Below are 15,740 nucleotides of genomic sequence, written 5' to 3' on the forward strand. Positions count from 1 at the left end.
GAGGCGATTTTTGGAATATTTAGATCATTTTGACAAGATACTAATGTTGCGGCATTTGCGGCACGCGTACCGGGTTTGTGTCTAAAATACTGAAAATTCAGCGAATTAAAAACAGTTAGAAACGCCGGGAGAAATCATCTATGGTGCGAAATATGGAATATATGTTTCATTTCTTGGATTGCCTGCATGGATAACGACGCCAAGGCGCAGACGCGCGTACCCCGCGATTTCGAGAGTCTGCGCAGCACGATCATCGAGCGGAAGGTGAGCATGCCGAAGCGACTGGCGCAGGTCGCCGCCTTCGCGCTCAGCAATCCCGATGAAATCGCCTTCGGCACGACGGCCAGCATCGCTGCAGCCTCCGAGGTCCAACCGTCGACGCTGGTGCGGCTTGCGCATCATCTGGGTTACGAGGGCTTTTCGGATCTGCAGAGCATTTTCCGCGAACGGTTGCGCGACCGGACGCTGAGCTATGAAGAGCGTCTGGTGACGCTGGAGCAATCCGGCGGTGACGATGAGGACGCCAATCTGCTGTCGGGCTTCATCGGCGCGGCGAGCCAGTCGATCAACCGGATGGCTTCGACGGTGCAGAGCGAGACCTTCACCAAGGCGGTGGATATCCTAGCAAGCGCCGAGACGATCTATCTGATCGCCAAGCGCCGCTCCTATCCGCTGACGGCGCATATGACCTACGCCTTCTCGAAGCTCGGCATCCGCCACCAGATCGTTGCGTCGCCGAATGGCGTCGATCCTGAAATGGTGCAGTTCGCAACACCCCGGGATGCGGCGATCGCGGCGAGCTTCTCGCCCTATGCGGCCGACAGTCTTTCGCAGGCCGAAGCGCTTGCCGATCGCGGCGTGCCGGTCGTTGCCATCACCGATTCTGCCTTCTCGCCGCTCGCCTCGCGCGCCACCTGCTGGTTCGAAGTGGCTGAGGCGGATTTTGCCGGGTTCCGGTCGCTATCGGCCTCGATGGCGTTGACCATGGCGCTTCCAGTGGCGATCGCCGAGCGGCGGCGCAAGACACAGGGCCAAAAGCCGTCGAAAAGCAAAATGGAATAAACATTCCGAATTGACAACAAGACGGAACCGTTGTTTCATTATTGTCAATTCGCAGGCGCTGGACGCCGCACAAAAATGAGCGGGAGGATACTATGGTACAATCGAATCCGGGCTCACAGCCCGAGGCAACTCTCGATGTGATCACCATCGGCCGCTCCTCCGTTGACCTTTATGGCCAGCAGATCGGCACGCGGCTTGAAGATATCGGCTCGTTTGCGAAGTCGGTTGGCGGTTGCCCGGCGAATATCGCCATCGGCACGGCGCGGCTCGGGCTGAAATCGGCGCTGATCACCCGCGTCGGCAACGAGCAGATGGGCCGCTTCATCATCGAGCAGTCGGCGCGTGAAGGCGTCGAGACCAAGGGCATCAAGACCGACAAGGAGCGGCTGACGGCGCTGGTTCTGCTGGCGGTCGAGGCCGAAGGCGTTTCGCCGATGATCTTCTACCGCTCCGATTGCGCCGACATGGCGCTGGAAGAAAGCGATGTCGACGAGGACTTCATCAAGTCATCGCGCGCGGTTCTGGTCTCCGGCACGCATTTCTCCCGCCCGAATACGGAAGCAGCACAGCGCAAGGCGATCCGGATTGCCAAGGCGAATGGCCGCAAGGTGATCTTCGATATCGACTACCGCCCGAATCTCTGGGGCCTTGCCGGCCATGCCGAGGGCTTCGAGCGCTATGTGAAGTCAGACCGCGTCTCCTCGAAAATGAAGGAAACGCTGCCGGATTGCGATCTGATCATCGGTACGGAAGAGGAAATCCTGATCGCTTCGGGCGCCGATGACGTGCTCGGCGCGCTCAAGGAAATCCGCCGCCTTTCACCGGCGACGATCGTGCTCAAGCGCGGCGCCATGGGCTGTATCGTCTATGACGGCCCGATCAGCGACAATCTGGAAGACGGCATTGTCGGCGAAGGTTTCCCGATCGAGGTGTTCAACGTGCTCGGCGCCGGCGATGCCTTCATGTCCGGCTTCCTGCGCGGCTGGCTGAAACATGAGCCGCTGAAGACCTGCGCCACCTGGGCCAATGCCTGCGGCGCCTTCGCGGTCTCCCGTCTGCTCTGCTCGCCTGAATATCCGACCTGGGCCGAACTCGACTTCTTCCTGACGAAGGGCAGCGAACACCGGGCGCTGCGCAAGGACGAGGCGATCAACCACATTCACTGGGCATCGACCCGCAAGGGCGACATTCCGCTGCTGATGGCGCTGGCGATCGATCATCGCTCTCAGCTCACCAGCGTCTGCGACGAACTCGGCGTCGATCACAAGAAGATCGTCGCCTTCAAGCGGCTGGCCGTCGAAGCCGCCGCCCGGGTTGCCAACAACCGCAGCGGCTACGGCATGCTGATCGACGAGCGCTTCGGCCGCGATGCCTTCTTCGACGCCGCGACCAAGAATTTCTCCTGGATCGGCCGCCCGGTCGAGCTGCCGGGTTCGAAGCCGCTGCGCTTCGAGTTCAGCCAGGATATCGGCTCGCAGCTCGTCGAATGGCCGCTGAACCATTGCATCAAGTGCCTGTGCTTCTATCACCCGGATGATCCGGCCGAGCTGAAGCTCGAGCAGCAGGAAAAGCTGCGCACGCTGTTCGAAGCCGCCCGCAAGGTCGGCCGCGAGCTGCTGGTCGAGATCATCGCCAGCAAGAACGCACCGCTGACCGACGATACCGTCTCGACGGCAATGGAAGAGCTCTATGCGCTCGGCATCAAGCCCGACTGGTGGAAGCTCGAGCCGCAGGCATCGAGCGCCGCCTGGAAGAAGATCGATGCGGTGATCGCCAAAAATGATCCATGGTGCCGTGGTATCGTGCTGCTCGGGCTGGAAGCGCCGGCCGACGAATTGCTCAAGGGCTTCGAGGCGACACTCGCCGCCCCGTCGGTCAAGGGGTTTGCCGTCGGACGCACGATCTTTGCCGATGCCGCTCGCAGCTGGCTGTCCGGCAAGATGAATGACGAGGAGGCGATATCCGACATGGCGGGCCGTTTCCGCCAGTTGACCGAGGCCTGGCTGAAGACGCGCGGGCTGAACTGAGAATTTGAGGATTAGACCCCTCCTGGCCCTCTCGATTCGATGAGGGCTGGGAGGGGAAGATACAGAGCGAAGGTTCGGGAGGACCCGATGGGTAAGACAATCCGTTTGACGATGGCGCAGGCTGTTGCGCATTTCCTGAAGAAGCAGATGACCGTCGTCGACGGCAAGAAGGTGCCGATCTTCGGCGGCGTCTGGGCGATCTTCGGCCATGGCAACGTTGCGGGAATGGGCGAAGCGCTCTATCAGGTGCGCAGCGAGCTGCCGACCTACCGCGCCCATAACGAGCAGGGCATGGCGCATGCGGCGATCGCCTATGCCAAGGCGAGCTTCCGCCAGCGCTTCATGGCCTGCACGACCTCGATCGGCCCCGGCGCACTCAATATGGTGACCGCCGCCGGCGTGGCGCATGTCAACCGCATCCCGGTGCTCTTCCTGCCGGGCGATGTCTTCGCCAATCGCGCCCCGGATCCGGTGCTGCAGCAGATCGAAGACTGGGGTGACGGCACGGTCTCGGCCAACGACGCCTTCCGCCCGGTTTCACGCTATTTCGATCGCATCACCCGCCCCGAGCAGATCATCTCGGCGCTGAAGCGCGCCATGCAGGTGCTGACTGATCCGCTGGATTGCGGCCCGGTGACGCTGTCGCTCTGCCAGGATGTGCAGGCCGAAGCCTTCGACTATCCGGAAAGCCTGTTCGAAGAAAAGGTGTGGGCCGTCAGGCGTCCGCAACCTGATGCCGACGAGCTTGCCTCGGCCATCGCGCTGATCAAGGCATCGCAGAAGCCGGTGATCATCGCCGGCGGCGGAGTGCTTTATTCGCAGGCGACCAAAGAACTTGCCGCCTTTGCGGATGCGCACGGCGTTCCTGTCGTGCTGACGCAGGCCGGCAAGTCGGCGATCGACGAGCGGCATCCGCTGGCACTCGGTTCGGTCGGCGTCACCGGAACATCGGCCGCCAATGCGATTGCCGAGGATACCGATCTCGTCATCGCCGTCGGCACCCGCTGCCAGGACTTCACCACCGGCTCCTGGGCGCTCTTCAAGAATGACGGGCTGAAGATGCTTGGCCTCAATATCGCGGCCTACGACGCCTACAAGCATGATGGCCAGCCGCTGGTCGCCGATGCGCGCGAAGGCCTGAAGGCGCTGTCCAAGGGTCTTTCCGGCTGGAAGGCGCCGGCAGCACTTGCCGAGAAGGCAACGAAGGAAAAGAATGTCTGGATGGAAGCCGCCAGCAAGGCGATGGCTTCCACCAATGCGGCGCTCCCCTCCGACGCGCAAGTGATCGGCGCCGTGACGCGCTCTTTCGAGCTCGAAAAGGCGATCGGCCTTTGCGCCGCGGGCGGTCTTCCCGGCGAAATGCACAAGCTCTGGCCGGCGACGGCACCCGGCAGCTATCACATGGAATATGGCTTCTCCTGCATGGGCTACGAGATCGCCGGCGGTCTCGGCGCCAAGATGGCGCATCCCGAGAAGGATGTCGTCGTGATGATCGGCGACGGTTCCTACATGATGCTGAATTCGGAACTGGCGACATCGGTGATGATGGGCCTGAAGCTCAACATCGTGCTGCTGGATAACCGCGGCTATGGCTGCATCAACCGGCTGCAGATGGCAACCGGCGGCGCCAACTTCAACAACCTGCTGAAGGACTCCTATCACGAGGTCATGCCGGAGATCGATTTCCGCGCGCATGCCGAAGCGATGGGGGCGATTGCCGTCAAGGTCGCATCGATCGCCGAACTGGAAAAGGCGATCGCCGATTCGAAGGGCAACGACCGGACCTCGGTCTTCGTCATCGATACCGATCCGCTGATCACGACGGAAGCCGGTGGCCACTGGTGGGATGTTGCGGTGCCTGAGGTGAGCCCGCGCGATCAGGTCAACAAGGCGCATGCGGCCTATGTGAAGGCACGTCAGGCGCAGCGGGCTGGTTGAAGATTTTGAGAACTTAGAGCGCGTAGCCCCCTCATCCGCCCTTCGGGCACCTTCTCCCCTCGGGGAGAAGGTGGCGGCAGCCGGATGAGGGGGCCGCACTCACTGATTTAAGAGAATGACGAGGAGAATAACAATGAAGGCCAAACTTGGCATGTCGCCTATCGCCTGGTGGAACGACGATCTTCCTGAACTCAGCGACGACGTATCGCTCGAAGAATGCCTGCGCCAGTCGCGTGGCGCGGGCTTTACCGGCATGGAACAGGGCCGCCGCTTCCCGAACAATCCCGGTGAAATGCTGCCGATCCTGCGCGCCGCCGACGTGACGCTTTGCGGTGGCTGGTTCTCGGGCACGCTCGTCAACGAGGAACTTTCGGCCAACAAGGACCGCATCGCGCCGATGATCGAGCTGTTCAAGGCGGTCAACGCGCCCTGCATCGTCTATGGCGAAGTCGGCCGCTCGATCCAGGGCGACCGTTCCAAGCCGCTCGCCACCAAGCCGCGCCTTTCCGATGACGAAATGAAGGCCTATGCGGGCCGCGTCACCGAATTCGGCGAATGGTGCGCCGATCAGGGCATGCCCCTCTCCTACCACCACCATATGGCGGCCGTGGTCGAGACCGAACCGGAACTCGACGCCTTCATGAAGCATTCGGGCGCCGGCATTCCGCTGCTGCTCGACGCCGGCCATCTGGCCTTCGCCGGCGGCGACGTGTTGCGCGCCATCGACAACCACCACGCCCGCATCAACCACGTCCACGTCAAGGATATCCGCAAGCCTGTCGTCGATGGCCTCGACCGCAGCAAGCAGTCGTTCCTCGATGCGGTGGCGCTCGGCGCGTTTACTGTTCCCGGTGACGGCTCGCTCGATTTCGCCGCGATCGTCCAGCGCTTTGCCGATTACGGCTATGAGGGCTGGTTCGTCGTCGAAGCCGAACAGGACCCGCGCAAGGCACCGCCGAAGAAGATGGCCGAGGTCGGCTATGCCGAACTGATGCGGGTGATGACGGCTGCGGGTTATACCGTGGAGACGGAAGGGTTTCCGAAGGGGTAATATCCGGCGCGAATTGCGGGTGGGGCCACCCCCCTCTGCCCTGCCGGGCATCTCCCCCTCAAGTGGGGAGATCAACTAGGAGCGTCCACTCGCTCCAACATTTATTGCCGACCGCGAGGTCAACACGAGTCGATCTCCCCCCTTGAAGGGGAGATGCCCGGCAGGGCAGAGGGGGGTGGCCCCACCCTGAGTTCATCATATCGAGGAGGAAACACCATGCCGAATCTCAAGGTAAAACCCGAAGGCACCAGCGGCCGCGTCACCCATGTGACGCCTGAAAGCGCCGGTTGGACCTATGTCGGCTTCGACATATACCGGCTGAAACCGGGCGAGACCGCATCGGGCGAAACGGGTGAGCGCGAGATCTGCCTCGTCTGGGTCAGCGGCAAAGGCAAGGCCTCGGCTGGCACCCGCGATTTCGGCACGCTCGGCGAGCGCATGAGCCCGTTCGACGGCGCACCGCATGCGCTCTATATCCCGATGGAATCGGCCTGGTCGGTGACCGCCGAGACCGATCTGGAACTTGCCGTCTGCTCGGCACCGGGCGGCGGCACCTACGAGGCGAAGGCGATCCCCCCGGGTGCGCATCCACCGCTGACACGCGGCAAGGGCACCAATGTCCGCCACGTCAACAACATCATGCCCGAAGACGATGCGTCGGCGCATTCGCTGCTCGTCGTCGAGGTGATCACGCCGGGTGGCCACACCTCCTCCTACCCGCCGCACAAGCACGACCAGGACAATCTGCCGAACGAGAGTTTCCTGGAAGAGACCTATTATCATCGCCTCAACCCGCCGCAGGGCTTCGGCTTCCAGCGCGTCTATACCGACGACCGTTCGCTCGACGAGGCGATGGTGCTGGAGGACGGCGACGTGACGCTGGTGCCGAAGGGCTATCACCCCTGCGCCGCGACGCATGGCTATGACCTTTACTATCTCAATGTCATGGCCGGGCCGAAGCGAGTATGGAAGTTCTACAACGCGCCGGAGCATGAGTGGCTGCTGAAATAATCAGCCGTTCGATCGCTAAATAATCTGACAGCGGGCGAGCCGTGCAAATGGTTCACTGCCTCCATCGAAACAACACCGATGGAGCAACATCATGCACGGCTCGACCACCCTCATTTCCGGCCGCAACGGCTATCTGCTGCGGACAGCTCGTTCCCGGCTGGGCACCGCCCTCCTCTCCTTCTATCGCTGTACCGCGCGCAAGCTTCGCGAGCGGCGTAACCTGAATGCCGTGATGGAGCTTTCGGATGCGCAGCTGAAGGATATCGGGCTGTCGCGCTACCAGACCGAAAGCGACGTGCACGTCTATTCCCGCGATTGAACTATGCTAGGATGCGCCCGCAATCCCCGGACGATATGATGCCGCAATTTTCGACAGCGCTGCTTTTGAAGACGGACACCGTCACCATCCGTGACGTGGTCTGCGATGGCGAATGCCGTCACAGGAGCGGCGAGGAATGCGCCCACAAGACCAGCCTCGTCTATCCCTATCGTGGCGTCTTCATGCGCCATGTCGGACGCAGCGACACGGTGGCGGAAGCCAACCAGATGCTGTTCTTCAATGCCGGGCAAAGCTACCAGATCAGCCATCCCGTCGATGGAGGCGACGCCTGCATCGACCTTTCCGTCGATGACGCGCTGCTGGCCGAACTGGCGCCCCGGGACCAGGTCCAGCCCGGCGATCTGTTCGGCTTTCGCCGGCAGCGCCGGCGGATCGACCCGCGGGCGCAGGCGCTCGTCGCCCTTCTGCGCCATGGCCTGCGTCAGGGCGCTGCCGAGACGCTGGAAGCGGAGACGCTGGCGCTTACCCTCGTTCGCCGTTCGCTTGGCGAACGCACGTCACATGGAGCAAGCGCCAGTATCGGCCGTCAGAAGCTTGTCGATCGGGCAAAGCTGGTGCTCTCCTCCGACCTCGCCCGGCGCTGGACGCTTGCGGAGATCGGCGCCGAAGTCGGCGTCTCGCCCGTCTATCTCACCCAAGTCTTCCAGCAGGTCGAGGCGACGCCGCTCTATCGCTATCAGCTGCGGCTGCGCCTTGCCCGGGCGCTCGATCTTCTCGGCAAGTACGACGATCTGACCGCGCTCGGCCTCGAGCTCGGCTTTTCGAGCCACAGCCACTTCACTGCCTCGTTCCGCCAGGCCTATGGCCGGAGCCCGGCAGAATTCCAGCGCGCGGCGCGCATCCGGCCGCGATAAGTCGCTAAAGAATTCGACAGCGAGGCCGGTGCCTCCAGTGGTCTTATGATCCTGTCCCGAACGGGATACCCAACGGAGGATCAGAAGATGAAGAAAACCACATGCGCCGCCTGCGACTGCGAACTCGGCCATGACGCGATCAGCGTCAAGCTCGGCGGCACGACCGTGGAAGTCTGCTGCCAGGAATGTGCCGAGGCGCTGAAGGAAGCCGATACGGCAGCGACCTCGGCCGACAAGGACTGAGGGCGACGTCCTGAAGCCCTCCCTCATTCCTGTGCTTGTCACAGGAATCCAGCCGCCGCGCGTCGGCGCGGCGAGAAGAGTCTTTTCTGCCCAAGGACTTGGGCAGGCTGGATCCCTGTGACGAGCACAGGGATGAGGGTATTCGGGGGAACCGTCTTCGACAACAGCCCCCATCAGCCCCTCACGCCGGCAACAACCCATACCGCCACCCCAACCGCTTCGCATTCCTCGCCAGAACCGCGAAAGCCAGCACGAACATGCAGGCCTCAGCGAAGACCGGCACCATCCATATCCCCATTTCGCCAAAGGCATGCGGCATCAGGAATGTGAGCGGCAGGGTGAAGAGATAGGCGCGCGACAGGCCGAAGATCGCCGCACGCCTGGCATCACCGATCGCTTGGAAATAACCCGACAGCACGATCATCTGGCCGAACAGGAAATAGGCTCCGACGGTCCAGGGCAGGATGCGCGAGACTTCGGCGATGACGACGGGGTCGGCGACGAAGATGTGGCCGAGGCGGGTTGCCGAGAGCTCGACGACGATCTCCACGCCGGTGCAATAGACGAGCGCGGCAATCATCGCGATCTTCAGGCTTTGACCGACACGATCCCGCAGGCCCGCGCCGTAATTGTTGCCGGCGATCGTCTGCGAGGCGATGTTGAGGCCGAGCAGCGGCAGGTAGGCGACGGTCATGACGCGGGTGATGATGCCATAGGCGCCGACGGTCGCGACGTAATCGCCCTCGCCCCAGATCGACAGGTTGAAGATGACGGCCGCCGAGCAGAGCGAGATGCCGATGAAGCCAAGGCTCATCGGTGCGCCGAGCGCCAGGATCGGCCTCCAGTCCGAGAGCGGGAAGCGCGTTGCGGGCCGCAACGCTGCAACATTCCGCCAGCGGTAGATGATAACAGCCAGAAGGCAGATCGCCTGGGCGAGCACCGAGCCCAGCGCCGAACCCGCCACACCCCAATGCAGCACCGCCATGAAGAACCAGTTGGCGGAGATGTTCAGTGCCGAAGCGGCAAGCATGACAAGCGTCATGAAACCGATCCGGCCTTCGCTGCGCAGCGCATCGATATTGAGCGACAGGAAGAAGGCGATCGGTGCGGCACCGACCATGATGCCCATGAACGTGCTGGCGTTGTCCGCGACCGCCATATCGCCCGCCGCCGCATTGCCGACGATGCGCCAGCCGATTGTCCAGTAGATCAGGTTGACGACGAGCACGACGGCGATCGCCAGCGCATGGGCGGCCGCGAAGGTGCGGCGTGCGGCATCGCGATTGCCGCCGCCGAGCTCGCGGGCCAGGATGCTCGCCATGCCGTTGGAGACCAGCGACTGCAGCGCCACGACCATCATCAGGCCGGGAAAGATCAGCGTCACCGCCGACAGCGCCCCGGCGCCGACATAGGCACCGAGGAAATAGGCGTCCACCACGGCAAACAGGCCGTTGATGGTGGTGATCAGGATGATCGGCGCTGCCGTGCGGGCAAAAACCCTGGCCAGTGGCGCGGTGAGAAACGGATTGGCTGCGGATGCAGTGTTCATCAGCGGGATCCCGGCCATCAGATGTCGAGAACGAGCTGCGGCAGACCATTCGAGGTCTTGCGCGGCGAGATGCCGTTGCCGTCCACCTGCGCATTGACGCGCTGGCGGAACGCCGAGAAGCTCTCGAAGGTCACGACATCGACGGGTTCGTCGAAATGGAGGGTGATCTTGTGCAATCCGCCATTGGTCTGCGCCAGCGCCAGCACCTTGCCGGTAAAGGGCTGGTTCAGATAGCTGCCGCGCACCTGCGCGCCGACCGAGAGCCGCGAGATCGGCTCGGCATTCGGGCGGGTGGCGAGCGCCGACAGCGTGTTCCAGTCACGCGCGCCATATTGCTGGGCGATAAGTTCGAGCGCGGCACTGTGGGAAATCGCGCTGCCGCGGGTTTCCATGGCCTGGCGCAGGCGCTTGGCCTGAGCCTTCAGCTCGTCGATGGATGGATAGGTCGTTGTCACAGGTTCAGCCTTTCGGAAGGCATGCCATTGTCGACTGTGAATGGGAGCTCGCCTTGCCGTCAGTCAGCATGCACCAAATGGCCGTGACTCATGTTTGCGAGGCTTCACCATGGACTTTCATCCGCGAGCGGCCGGTGCCTCGAACCGCAGCCTGTATGCGGCAGAGCGGCGAAACTGTCAAGAATGCCCCATAATGACCTGCCCGGCGGCGCCCGAAACACCGGAAATACAGCGCTTTTCGCCGCCAGTCCCGCATAAGGCTCAAAATTTACCAATGCTTTTCACAACTTATCAGCATTCCCATATTACATTTCAACCAGACAACAAGCGGAGGCTGACATGGCCTTTCAGATGCACCTCAATGACGGCGATCAGGAGCAATCCTATCGTGACTTCCATTTGGACCGCCCCGGCAAGATCATCTTTGTCGGCCATCATCTCAGCACCGGCACACAGGTCCGCTGCCTGATCCGCACGATCAATCTCGGCGGCGCCGTGCTGGAAGTGAGCCCCTCGGTGGAGATGCCGAGCAATTTCTTCCTCGAGATTCTCGGCATTCACGACGAGATCGGCTCGACGGTGGTCAAGCGCGAAGGCGAGCTCGTGACGATCAGTTTCAACATGTTGATCAACGCCGAGTTCCTGCATCACGTCCTGCGGCTGAGCTTCGAAACTGGCCTCTGACCTTCCCCCATGAAAACGGGCGGCCGAAGCCGCCCGCGATATCCTGCTTCGTTCCAGACATTATGCCGCGAGGTGGCGCTCGATCTGGTCAACCGGCAGATTGGTATAGTCCTTTGCGACTTCTGCGGAGATTGCCGCCTGCGCACCGGCGCTAAGAACCGGGCGGAGCGTGCCGAGCGCCTTCGGCGGCGCGACGAGGACGATGCGGCGGGCATCTTTCTGGTGCACAAGCTCATCGAGCTTGGCAGCGACCTGCTTCAGAAATTCGGCTTCCGCCCGGCCCTGCCAATCAGTCTGCTCGATCGCGCTGGCACTCTGGCCATCCGGCGCCGAGGTCCGGCCCGGCTTGTCGGTGCCGAGTTCACGCGTCGGCTCGTTCGGCTGCGTCAGGGTTTCCTGAACCTGCAGGTTCATGATCTGGGCGTCGCCGGCATTCTGCATGAACAGCGCTTTCGCACCGTCACAGACCACCACCCAGGACTCCCAAGGCACTCTGATATCAGCCATTTTTCATATCCTCTTGATTGTTTACCGAAGCGCGGAGCACTTCATCGACCAAGGCAAAACGCCTGGGAATTGAAAGAGTTCGCAACCGGGGCCGAGAAAACGATTCAGTCAGGCAATCCAATTTCTCAATTCAGCGTAGAGATGATCAAACGGGAGAGACGCCGATGAAAACAGCGCTGATTGCCTATGCCGGGTCTTTCGCCACGCTGCTGGTGCTGGATGCGATTTGGCTCGGCCTCGTTGCCCGCACCTTCTACCGCGATCAGCTGGGCGACCTGATGCTGCCACAGCCGGCACTCGGCATCGCGGCGTTGTTCTATGTGTTCTTTGCGGTCGCCGTCGTGGTGCTCGCGGTGCTTCCGGCGGTCAGCGCGGCCTCGCTGACCACAGCGCTTGTCTATGGTGCCATTCTGGGACTGGCGGCCTACGGCACCTATGACATTACCAATCTGTCGACGCTGAAGAACTGGCCTGTGACGATGACCCTGGTGGACATGGCCTGGGGCACATTCGTCACCGCGGCAACGGCTGCGGGCGGCTATGCGGCTGCGCGGGCTTTTGGCGGATAGGCTTCCCGCTGCGGCACAGGACTGTGTCACGTAAGCACAAAATTCACATTCACTAAAATTGTCTAAATCTCTTTGACGAATGCGCAAAACATTCATGTGAGGCTCTGCCAGAACGCGCCAGGATGACCTTGGCTCAGACGGAGGACTGCACGATGTCCATGGACCGGGCAACGCATCTCGCGACGGTGAAATCTGAGGTCTACGACCAGCGCTGGGAGCAATTCCAGGTCAGCCGGCCGGCGCGCATCATCGCGGTGCGCCCGTGTCTCACCGGCATGTCGCTTCGCAGTGCGGAGATCCTCGATATCTCGCGCGGCGGTGCCACATTCCTCGTCGCGTCGACGGCCGGCCTTCCGAAACATTATTATCTGAACATTCTGGGGCTCGCCTACCGCATCGGCTGCGCAGAGGTGTACCGCAACAAGGAACGCATCGGCGTTCGCTTCATCAATGTGCTCGATCCGGAAGTACTGCGCCGCGTGGTGCGCGCCGACTTCATGGCCGGCAATGTCGAGGCGATCCAGGCTCGCCGCGCGGGCCGCATCACGGCGATGCAATAGGCCGGTTTCTGGAATAATCTTGCTTGCCTTGAAAAGAGCGGCGCCTATTGTTGGCGCCGCTTTCATTTTATCCGGGATTCAGCATTTCCATGTCCGCCTTTTCGCGCTTCACGCCGCTGGTCAGCTCCCTGCCCTCCACCGTTCCTTTCGTCGGCCCCGAAGCCATCGAGCGCCAGCGCGGCCTGAAGGTCGAGGCTCGTATCGGCGCCAATGAAAACGGCTTCGGCCCGGCCCCCTCAGTGCTCGAGGCGATGCGCGCGGCAGGCGGCGATATCTGGAAATACAACGACCCGGAGAATTTCGAGCTGCGCGAGGCGCTGGCCGCCCATCTCGGCGTCACCGCGGCCAATATCGCCATCGGCGGCGGCATCGACGAGCTGCTCGGGCAGATCGTCCGGCTGGTGATCGAACCCGGCATGCCCGTCGTCACCTCGCTCGGCGGCTATCCGACCTTCAACTTCCATGTTGCCGGTTTTGGCGGGCGCCTCGTTACCGTTCCCTATGTCAACGACCGGGAAGATCTCGACGGCCTGCTCGACGCGGTGAAGCGCGAGAATGCGCCGCTCGTCTATTTCGCCAATCCCGATAATCCGATGGGCAGCTGGTGGGATGCCGACAAGATCGTCGCCTTTGCCAGAGCGCTGCCCGAAACCTGCCTGATGGTTCTCGACGAGGCCTATAGCGAGACGGGACCGGCGAGTGCCCTGCCATCAGTCGAATCCCTGATCGACCTGCCGAACATCGTTCGCACCCGCACCTTCTCCAAGGCCTATGGCCTGGCCGGCGCCCGTGTCGGCTATGTGATCTCGACGCCGGGCACCGCCCAGGCTTTCGACAAGATCCGCAATCACTTCGGCATGAACCGGCTGGCAACGGCGGCGGCGCTGGCCGCGCTGAAGGATCAGGCCTACCTCGCCGAGGTGGTCGGCAAGATCCACGCAGCACGCGAGCGCATCTCCGACATTGCGCGGGCAAACCAGCTTTCGCCGCTGCCTTCGGCTACCAATTTCGTGACTGTCGATGCCGGGCGTGACGGCACCTATGCGCGCGCCATCGTCGATGGGCTGATGCAGCATGGCGTGTTCATCCGCATGCCGGGTGTCGCGCCGCTCAACCGCTGCATCCGTGTTAGCGTCGGGCCTGAAGCCGATATGGCCCTCTTCGAGCGATCACTGCCGCAGGTGCTGCGCACGCTCGGCTAAAACGGAAAAACCGCGCCGGCCTTGTTTCTGCCGGTCGCGGTTCCGTTCTCCTGGCGCAGGCCCGGTCAAGGTGCCCGCCATTCCCCTCGTTTCGAGGTTGTTATTCTTGTCTGATTTTTCGTTGCAGCTTAGTGGATGGTCATCCACTCGCGAGCGGCGCGGAGCGCCTCGACCAGCTGCATCTTGCTCATCGAAGCCGCGACGTCGGCGCGCAGGTCGACGGCGCGGTCGCTGCCCTTGATGGCGGCGATGTTCAGCCACTTGTGCGCGGCGACCAGATCGACTTCGCAGCCGCGGCCGGTTGCATACATCAGACCCATTTCGCAGAAGACGTCGGCGTTTTTGTCGCCACCCATGGTGGCCATTTCAGCATTGTGCATTTCAAAGCGTGCCATCGGTTTTATCCCTGTTTAGCCTGTTGTCGACTTGCCCTGTTTTACCCTCCAGGCCGTGCCGTCTATCGCGGCTTTCGGTCCCTTCGGTTCGGCGGGTTTGCCCCGCTCGTTTGATGGCTCCACTATGCCGCGGGGCTTTCAAAAAACGCCTAAAATGCATGATTAATTTGAGACAAACAAAGTCCAAACGCTTGGTAAACTTGGGTTTTTGTTAAACATCGCGATGCCTGCAAATTAAGGAGTTTCGAGACAATTTTACGAAAGATTCAGATTTGAAAATCAACGCTTCGTTCACCACGAAACGAGCTGCCCAAACGACAAATCGGAAAATCTGCAGCTTCAGCCCCCTTGAAAACCCGGCATTTCCCGGCTTTCCGATATTTACCTTTACGTTCGCGTCAGTTATTTTTCGCGCCGGTTTGGACATCAGGGAGGAAAAGATGATCCGCACATTTATTATCGCAAGCGCGCTGGCGCTTTCGGCAGGGCTCGCCCATGCGGACGAGCCGATCGTCGGCAACTGGAAGACAGCGTCTGGCGATACCGCCCAGATCGCGGCTTGCGGCGGCAGCTATTGCATAACGCTGAAAAGCGGCAAATTCTCGGGCAAGAAGATCGGCACGCTGGCGGGCACCGGCAGTACCTATGACGGCGAGATCACCGACCCCAAGGACGACAAGACCTATAGCGGCTCCGGCAGCGTGTCCGGCGATACGCTGCGGATGAAGGGTTGCGTGATGAAGGTGCTCTGCAAATCGCAGACCTGGACGCGGCTGTAGGATTGATTGGAGCCACCGTTCCTGTTCGCCGGAACTAAAGCAACCTTCCGCCCGGAGCCCCCTCATCCGCCCTTCGGGCACCTTCTCCCCGCTGGGGAGAAGGGATCGAGGCGTTGCGGCACTTCCCTTCTCCCCAGCGGGGAGAAGGTGGCGGCAGCCGGATGAGGGGGCCGCAGGCGCCGTGCCCGCCCCCTCATGAGGCCCCCCAAAACCCACCCATTTTCCTGAACGCCAAATGAACCGGCATCTCAGCACCCGTTCAGCCGCACCGTGTCAAAAGAAGGGCAACGATCAAGGGCGCATACGGGTTAGGGAACATGGACGTGCTCATTCTGGCAAGACGCTTCACCATTATCACACTCTCGGCAGCCGTCTTCGCGGTGGCGTTTTCGGCAGCGGTGGTTCGCGGTGGCGGCGGTGGCGCCCAATCGCATTTCGGGGCGAACTATACCTGCGCCGAAATCAGCAGCCCGTTCTGTTCAGGCGCTCCCAAATAATCTCATTTTCGCCTTCC

The 15,740-nt window shown here is 61.8% G+C and carries 18 protein-coding genes; 14 read left to right on the forward strand and 4 right to left on the reverse strand.

The features are described 5' to 3' along the window. The first annotated feature begins 186 nt into the window (after positions 1 to 186). The 8 genes from AB4Z25_RS19630 (at position 187) to AB4Z25_RS19665 (ending at position 8,526) form a co-directional block, all read left to right on the forward strand. Positions 187 to 1,062 (forward strand): MurR/RpiR family transcriptional regulator, encoded by an 876-nt coding sequence (locus AB4Z25_RS19630; RefSeq protein WP_112537565.1) that lies wholly within the window; start codon positions 187 to 189, stop codon positions 1,060 to 1,062. 92 nt (positions 1,063 to 1,154) lie between these two features. Next, on the forward strand, positions 1,155 to 3,089 hold the full coding sequence (locus AB4Z25_RS19635; protein WP_112537566.1) for a bifunctional 5-dehydro-2-deoxygluconokinase/5-dehydro-2-deoxyphosphogluconate aldolase: 1,935 nt from the start codon (positions 1,155 to 1,157) through the stop codon (positions 3,087 to 3,089). Positions 3,090 to 3,176: 87 nt separating this feature from the next. Continuing rightward, positions 3,177 to 5,027: a 3D-(3,5/4)-trihydroxycyclohexane-1,2-dione acylhydrolase (decyclizing) gene (gene iolD / locus AB4Z25_RS19640; protein ID WP_112537567.1), complete on the forward strand. Its 1,851-nt coding sequence runs from the start codon at positions 3,177 to 3,179 to the stop codon at positions 5,025 to 5,027. Positions 5,028 to 5,160: 133 nt separating this feature from the next. Next, on the forward strand, positions 5,161 to 6,078 hold the full coding sequence (gene iolE, locus AB4Z25_RS19645; RefSeq protein ID WP_112537568.1) for a myo-inosose-2 dehydratase: 918 nt from the start codon (positions 5,161 to 5,163) through the stop codon (positions 6,076 to 6,078). Positions 6,079 to 6,294: 216 nt separating this feature from the next. Then, entirely contained in the window at positions 6,295 to 7,089 is a 795-nt protein-coding gene (gene iolB, locus AB4Z25_RS19650) for a 5-deoxy-glucuronate isomerase (protein WP_112537569.1), read from the forward strand. Between the two features lie 91 nt (positions 7,090 to 7,180). Then, positions 7,181 to 7,408, forward strand: coding sequence for a DUF1127 domain-containing protein (locus tag AB4Z25_RS19655; protein ID WP_112537570.1), 228 nt, complete (start codon positions 7,181 to 7,183; stop codon positions 7,406 to 7,408). A gap of 38 nt (positions 7,409 to 7,446) precedes the next feature. Then, the gene (locus AB4Z25_RS19660) at positions 7,447 to 8,283 is read left to right on the forward strand and encodes a helix-turn-helix domain-containing protein (protein ID WP_112537597.1); all 837 of its coding nucleotides are present in this window, start codon (positions 7,447 to 7,449) and stop codon (positions 8,281 to 8,283) included. An 87-nt stretch (positions 8,284 to 8,370) separates the two neighbouring features. Beyond that, entirely contained in the window at positions 8,371 to 8,526 is a 156-nt protein-coding gene (locus AB4Z25_RS19665) for a hypothetical protein (protein WP_442208836.1), read from the forward strand. A gap of 181 nt (positions 8,527 to 8,707) precedes the next feature. Here the strand turns inward: AB4Z25_RS19665 and AB4Z25_RS19670 are convergent, their stop codons facing one another. Together AB4Z25_RS19670 and AB4Z25_RS19675 are read right to left on the reverse strand one after the other, a co-directional pair. Then, positions 8,708 to 10,075, reverse strand: coding sequence for an MATE family efflux transporter (locus AB4Z25_RS19670; protein WP_112537598.1), 1,368 nt, complete (start codon positions 10,073 to 10,075; stop codon positions 8,708 to 8,710). Between the two features lie 17 nt (positions 10,076 to 10,092). Beyond that, complete coding sequence (locus AB4Z25_RS19675) at positions 10,093 to 10,530, reverse strand: glyoxalase superfamily protein (RefSeq protein WP_112537571.1); 438 nt, start codon at positions 10,528 to 10,530, stop codon at positions 10,093 to 10,095. A 339-nt stretch (positions 10,531 to 10,869) separates the two neighbouring features. Here AB4Z25_RS19675 and AB4Z25_RS19680 point away from each other — a divergent pair, with 339 nt between their 5' ends. Further along, positions 10,870 to 11,214, forward strand: a complete 345-nt coding sequence (locus tag AB4Z25_RS19680) for a hypothetical protein (protein ID WP_112390773.1) — start codon at positions 10,870 to 10,872, stop codon at positions 11,212 to 11,214. A gap of 60 nt (positions 11,215 to 11,274) precedes the next feature. On the opposite strand, the gene AB4Z25_RS19685 is transcribed toward AB4Z25_RS19680, so the two are convergent. After that, positions 11,275 to 11,721, reverse strand: a complete 447-nt coding sequence (locus tag AB4Z25_RS19685; protein ID WP_112537572.1) for a baeRF12 domain-containing protein — start codon at positions 11,719 to 11,721, stop codon at positions 11,275 to 11,277. Positions 11,722 to 11,885: 164 nt separating this feature from the next. Between AB4Z25_RS19685 and AB4Z25_RS19690 the strand changes: the two genes are divergently transcribed. The 3 genes from AB4Z25_RS19690 to AB4Z25_RS19700 all read left to right on the forward strand — a co-directional run bounded on the left by AB4Z25_RS19690 (position 11,886) and on the right by AB4Z25_RS19700 (position 14,052). Then, positions 11,886 to 12,290, forward strand: a complete 405-nt coding sequence (locus AB4Z25_RS19690; protein WP_112537573.1) for a DUF2177 family protein — start codon at positions 11,886 to 11,888, stop codon at positions 12,288 to 12,290. A 152-nt stretch (positions 12,291 to 12,442) separates the two neighbouring features. Beyond that, positions 12,443 to 12,850 (forward strand): PilZ domain-containing protein, encoded by a 408-nt coding sequence (locus AB4Z25_RS19695; RefSeq protein WP_112390770.1) that lies wholly within the window; start codon positions 12,443 to 12,445, stop codon positions 12,848 to 12,850. Between the two features lie 89 nt (positions 12,851 to 12,939). Continuing rightward, positions 12,940 to 14,052 (forward strand): pyridoxal phosphate-dependent aminotransferase, encoded by a 1,113-nt coding sequence (locus AB4Z25_RS19700; protein WP_112537599.1) that lies wholly within the window; start codon positions 12,940 to 12,942, stop codon positions 14,050 to 14,052. A gap of 128 nt (positions 14,053 to 14,180) precedes the next feature. On the opposite strand, the gene AB4Z25_RS19705 is transcribed toward AB4Z25_RS19700, so the two are convergent. Further along, positions 14,181 to 14,447, reverse strand: coding sequence for a tetratricopeptide repeat protein (locus tag AB4Z25_RS19705; protein ID WP_112537574.1), 267 nt, complete (start codon positions 14,445 to 14,447; stop codon positions 14,181 to 14,183). A 440-nt stretch (positions 14,448 to 14,887) separates the two neighbouring features. Between AB4Z25_RS19705 and AB4Z25_RS19710 the strand changes: the two genes are divergently transcribed. Both AB4Z25_RS19710 and AB4Z25_RS19715 read left to right on the forward strand, forming a co-directional pair. After that, on the forward strand, positions 14,888 to 15,226 hold the full coding sequence (locus tag AB4Z25_RS19710; RefSeq protein WP_112537575.1) for a DUF2147 domain-containing protein: 339 nt from the start codon (positions 14,888 to 14,890) through the stop codon (positions 15,224 to 15,226). A 317-nt stretch (positions 15,227 to 15,543) separates the two neighbouring features. Next, positions 15,544 to 15,723 carry a hypothetical protein gene (locus AB4Z25_RS19715; protein WP_112390767.1) on the forward strand — a complete coding sequence of 60 codons (180 nt, stop codon included), beginning with the start codon at positions 15,544 to 15,546 and terminating at the stop codon, positions 15,721 to 15,723. The last annotated feature ends 17 nt before the right edge of the window (positions 15,724 to 15,740 follow it).

This window comes from Rhizobium sp. RAF36, assembly GCF_052114105.1.
GTDB lineage: Bacteria > Pseudomonadota > Alphaproteobacteria > Rhizobiales > Rhizobiaceae > Rhizobium.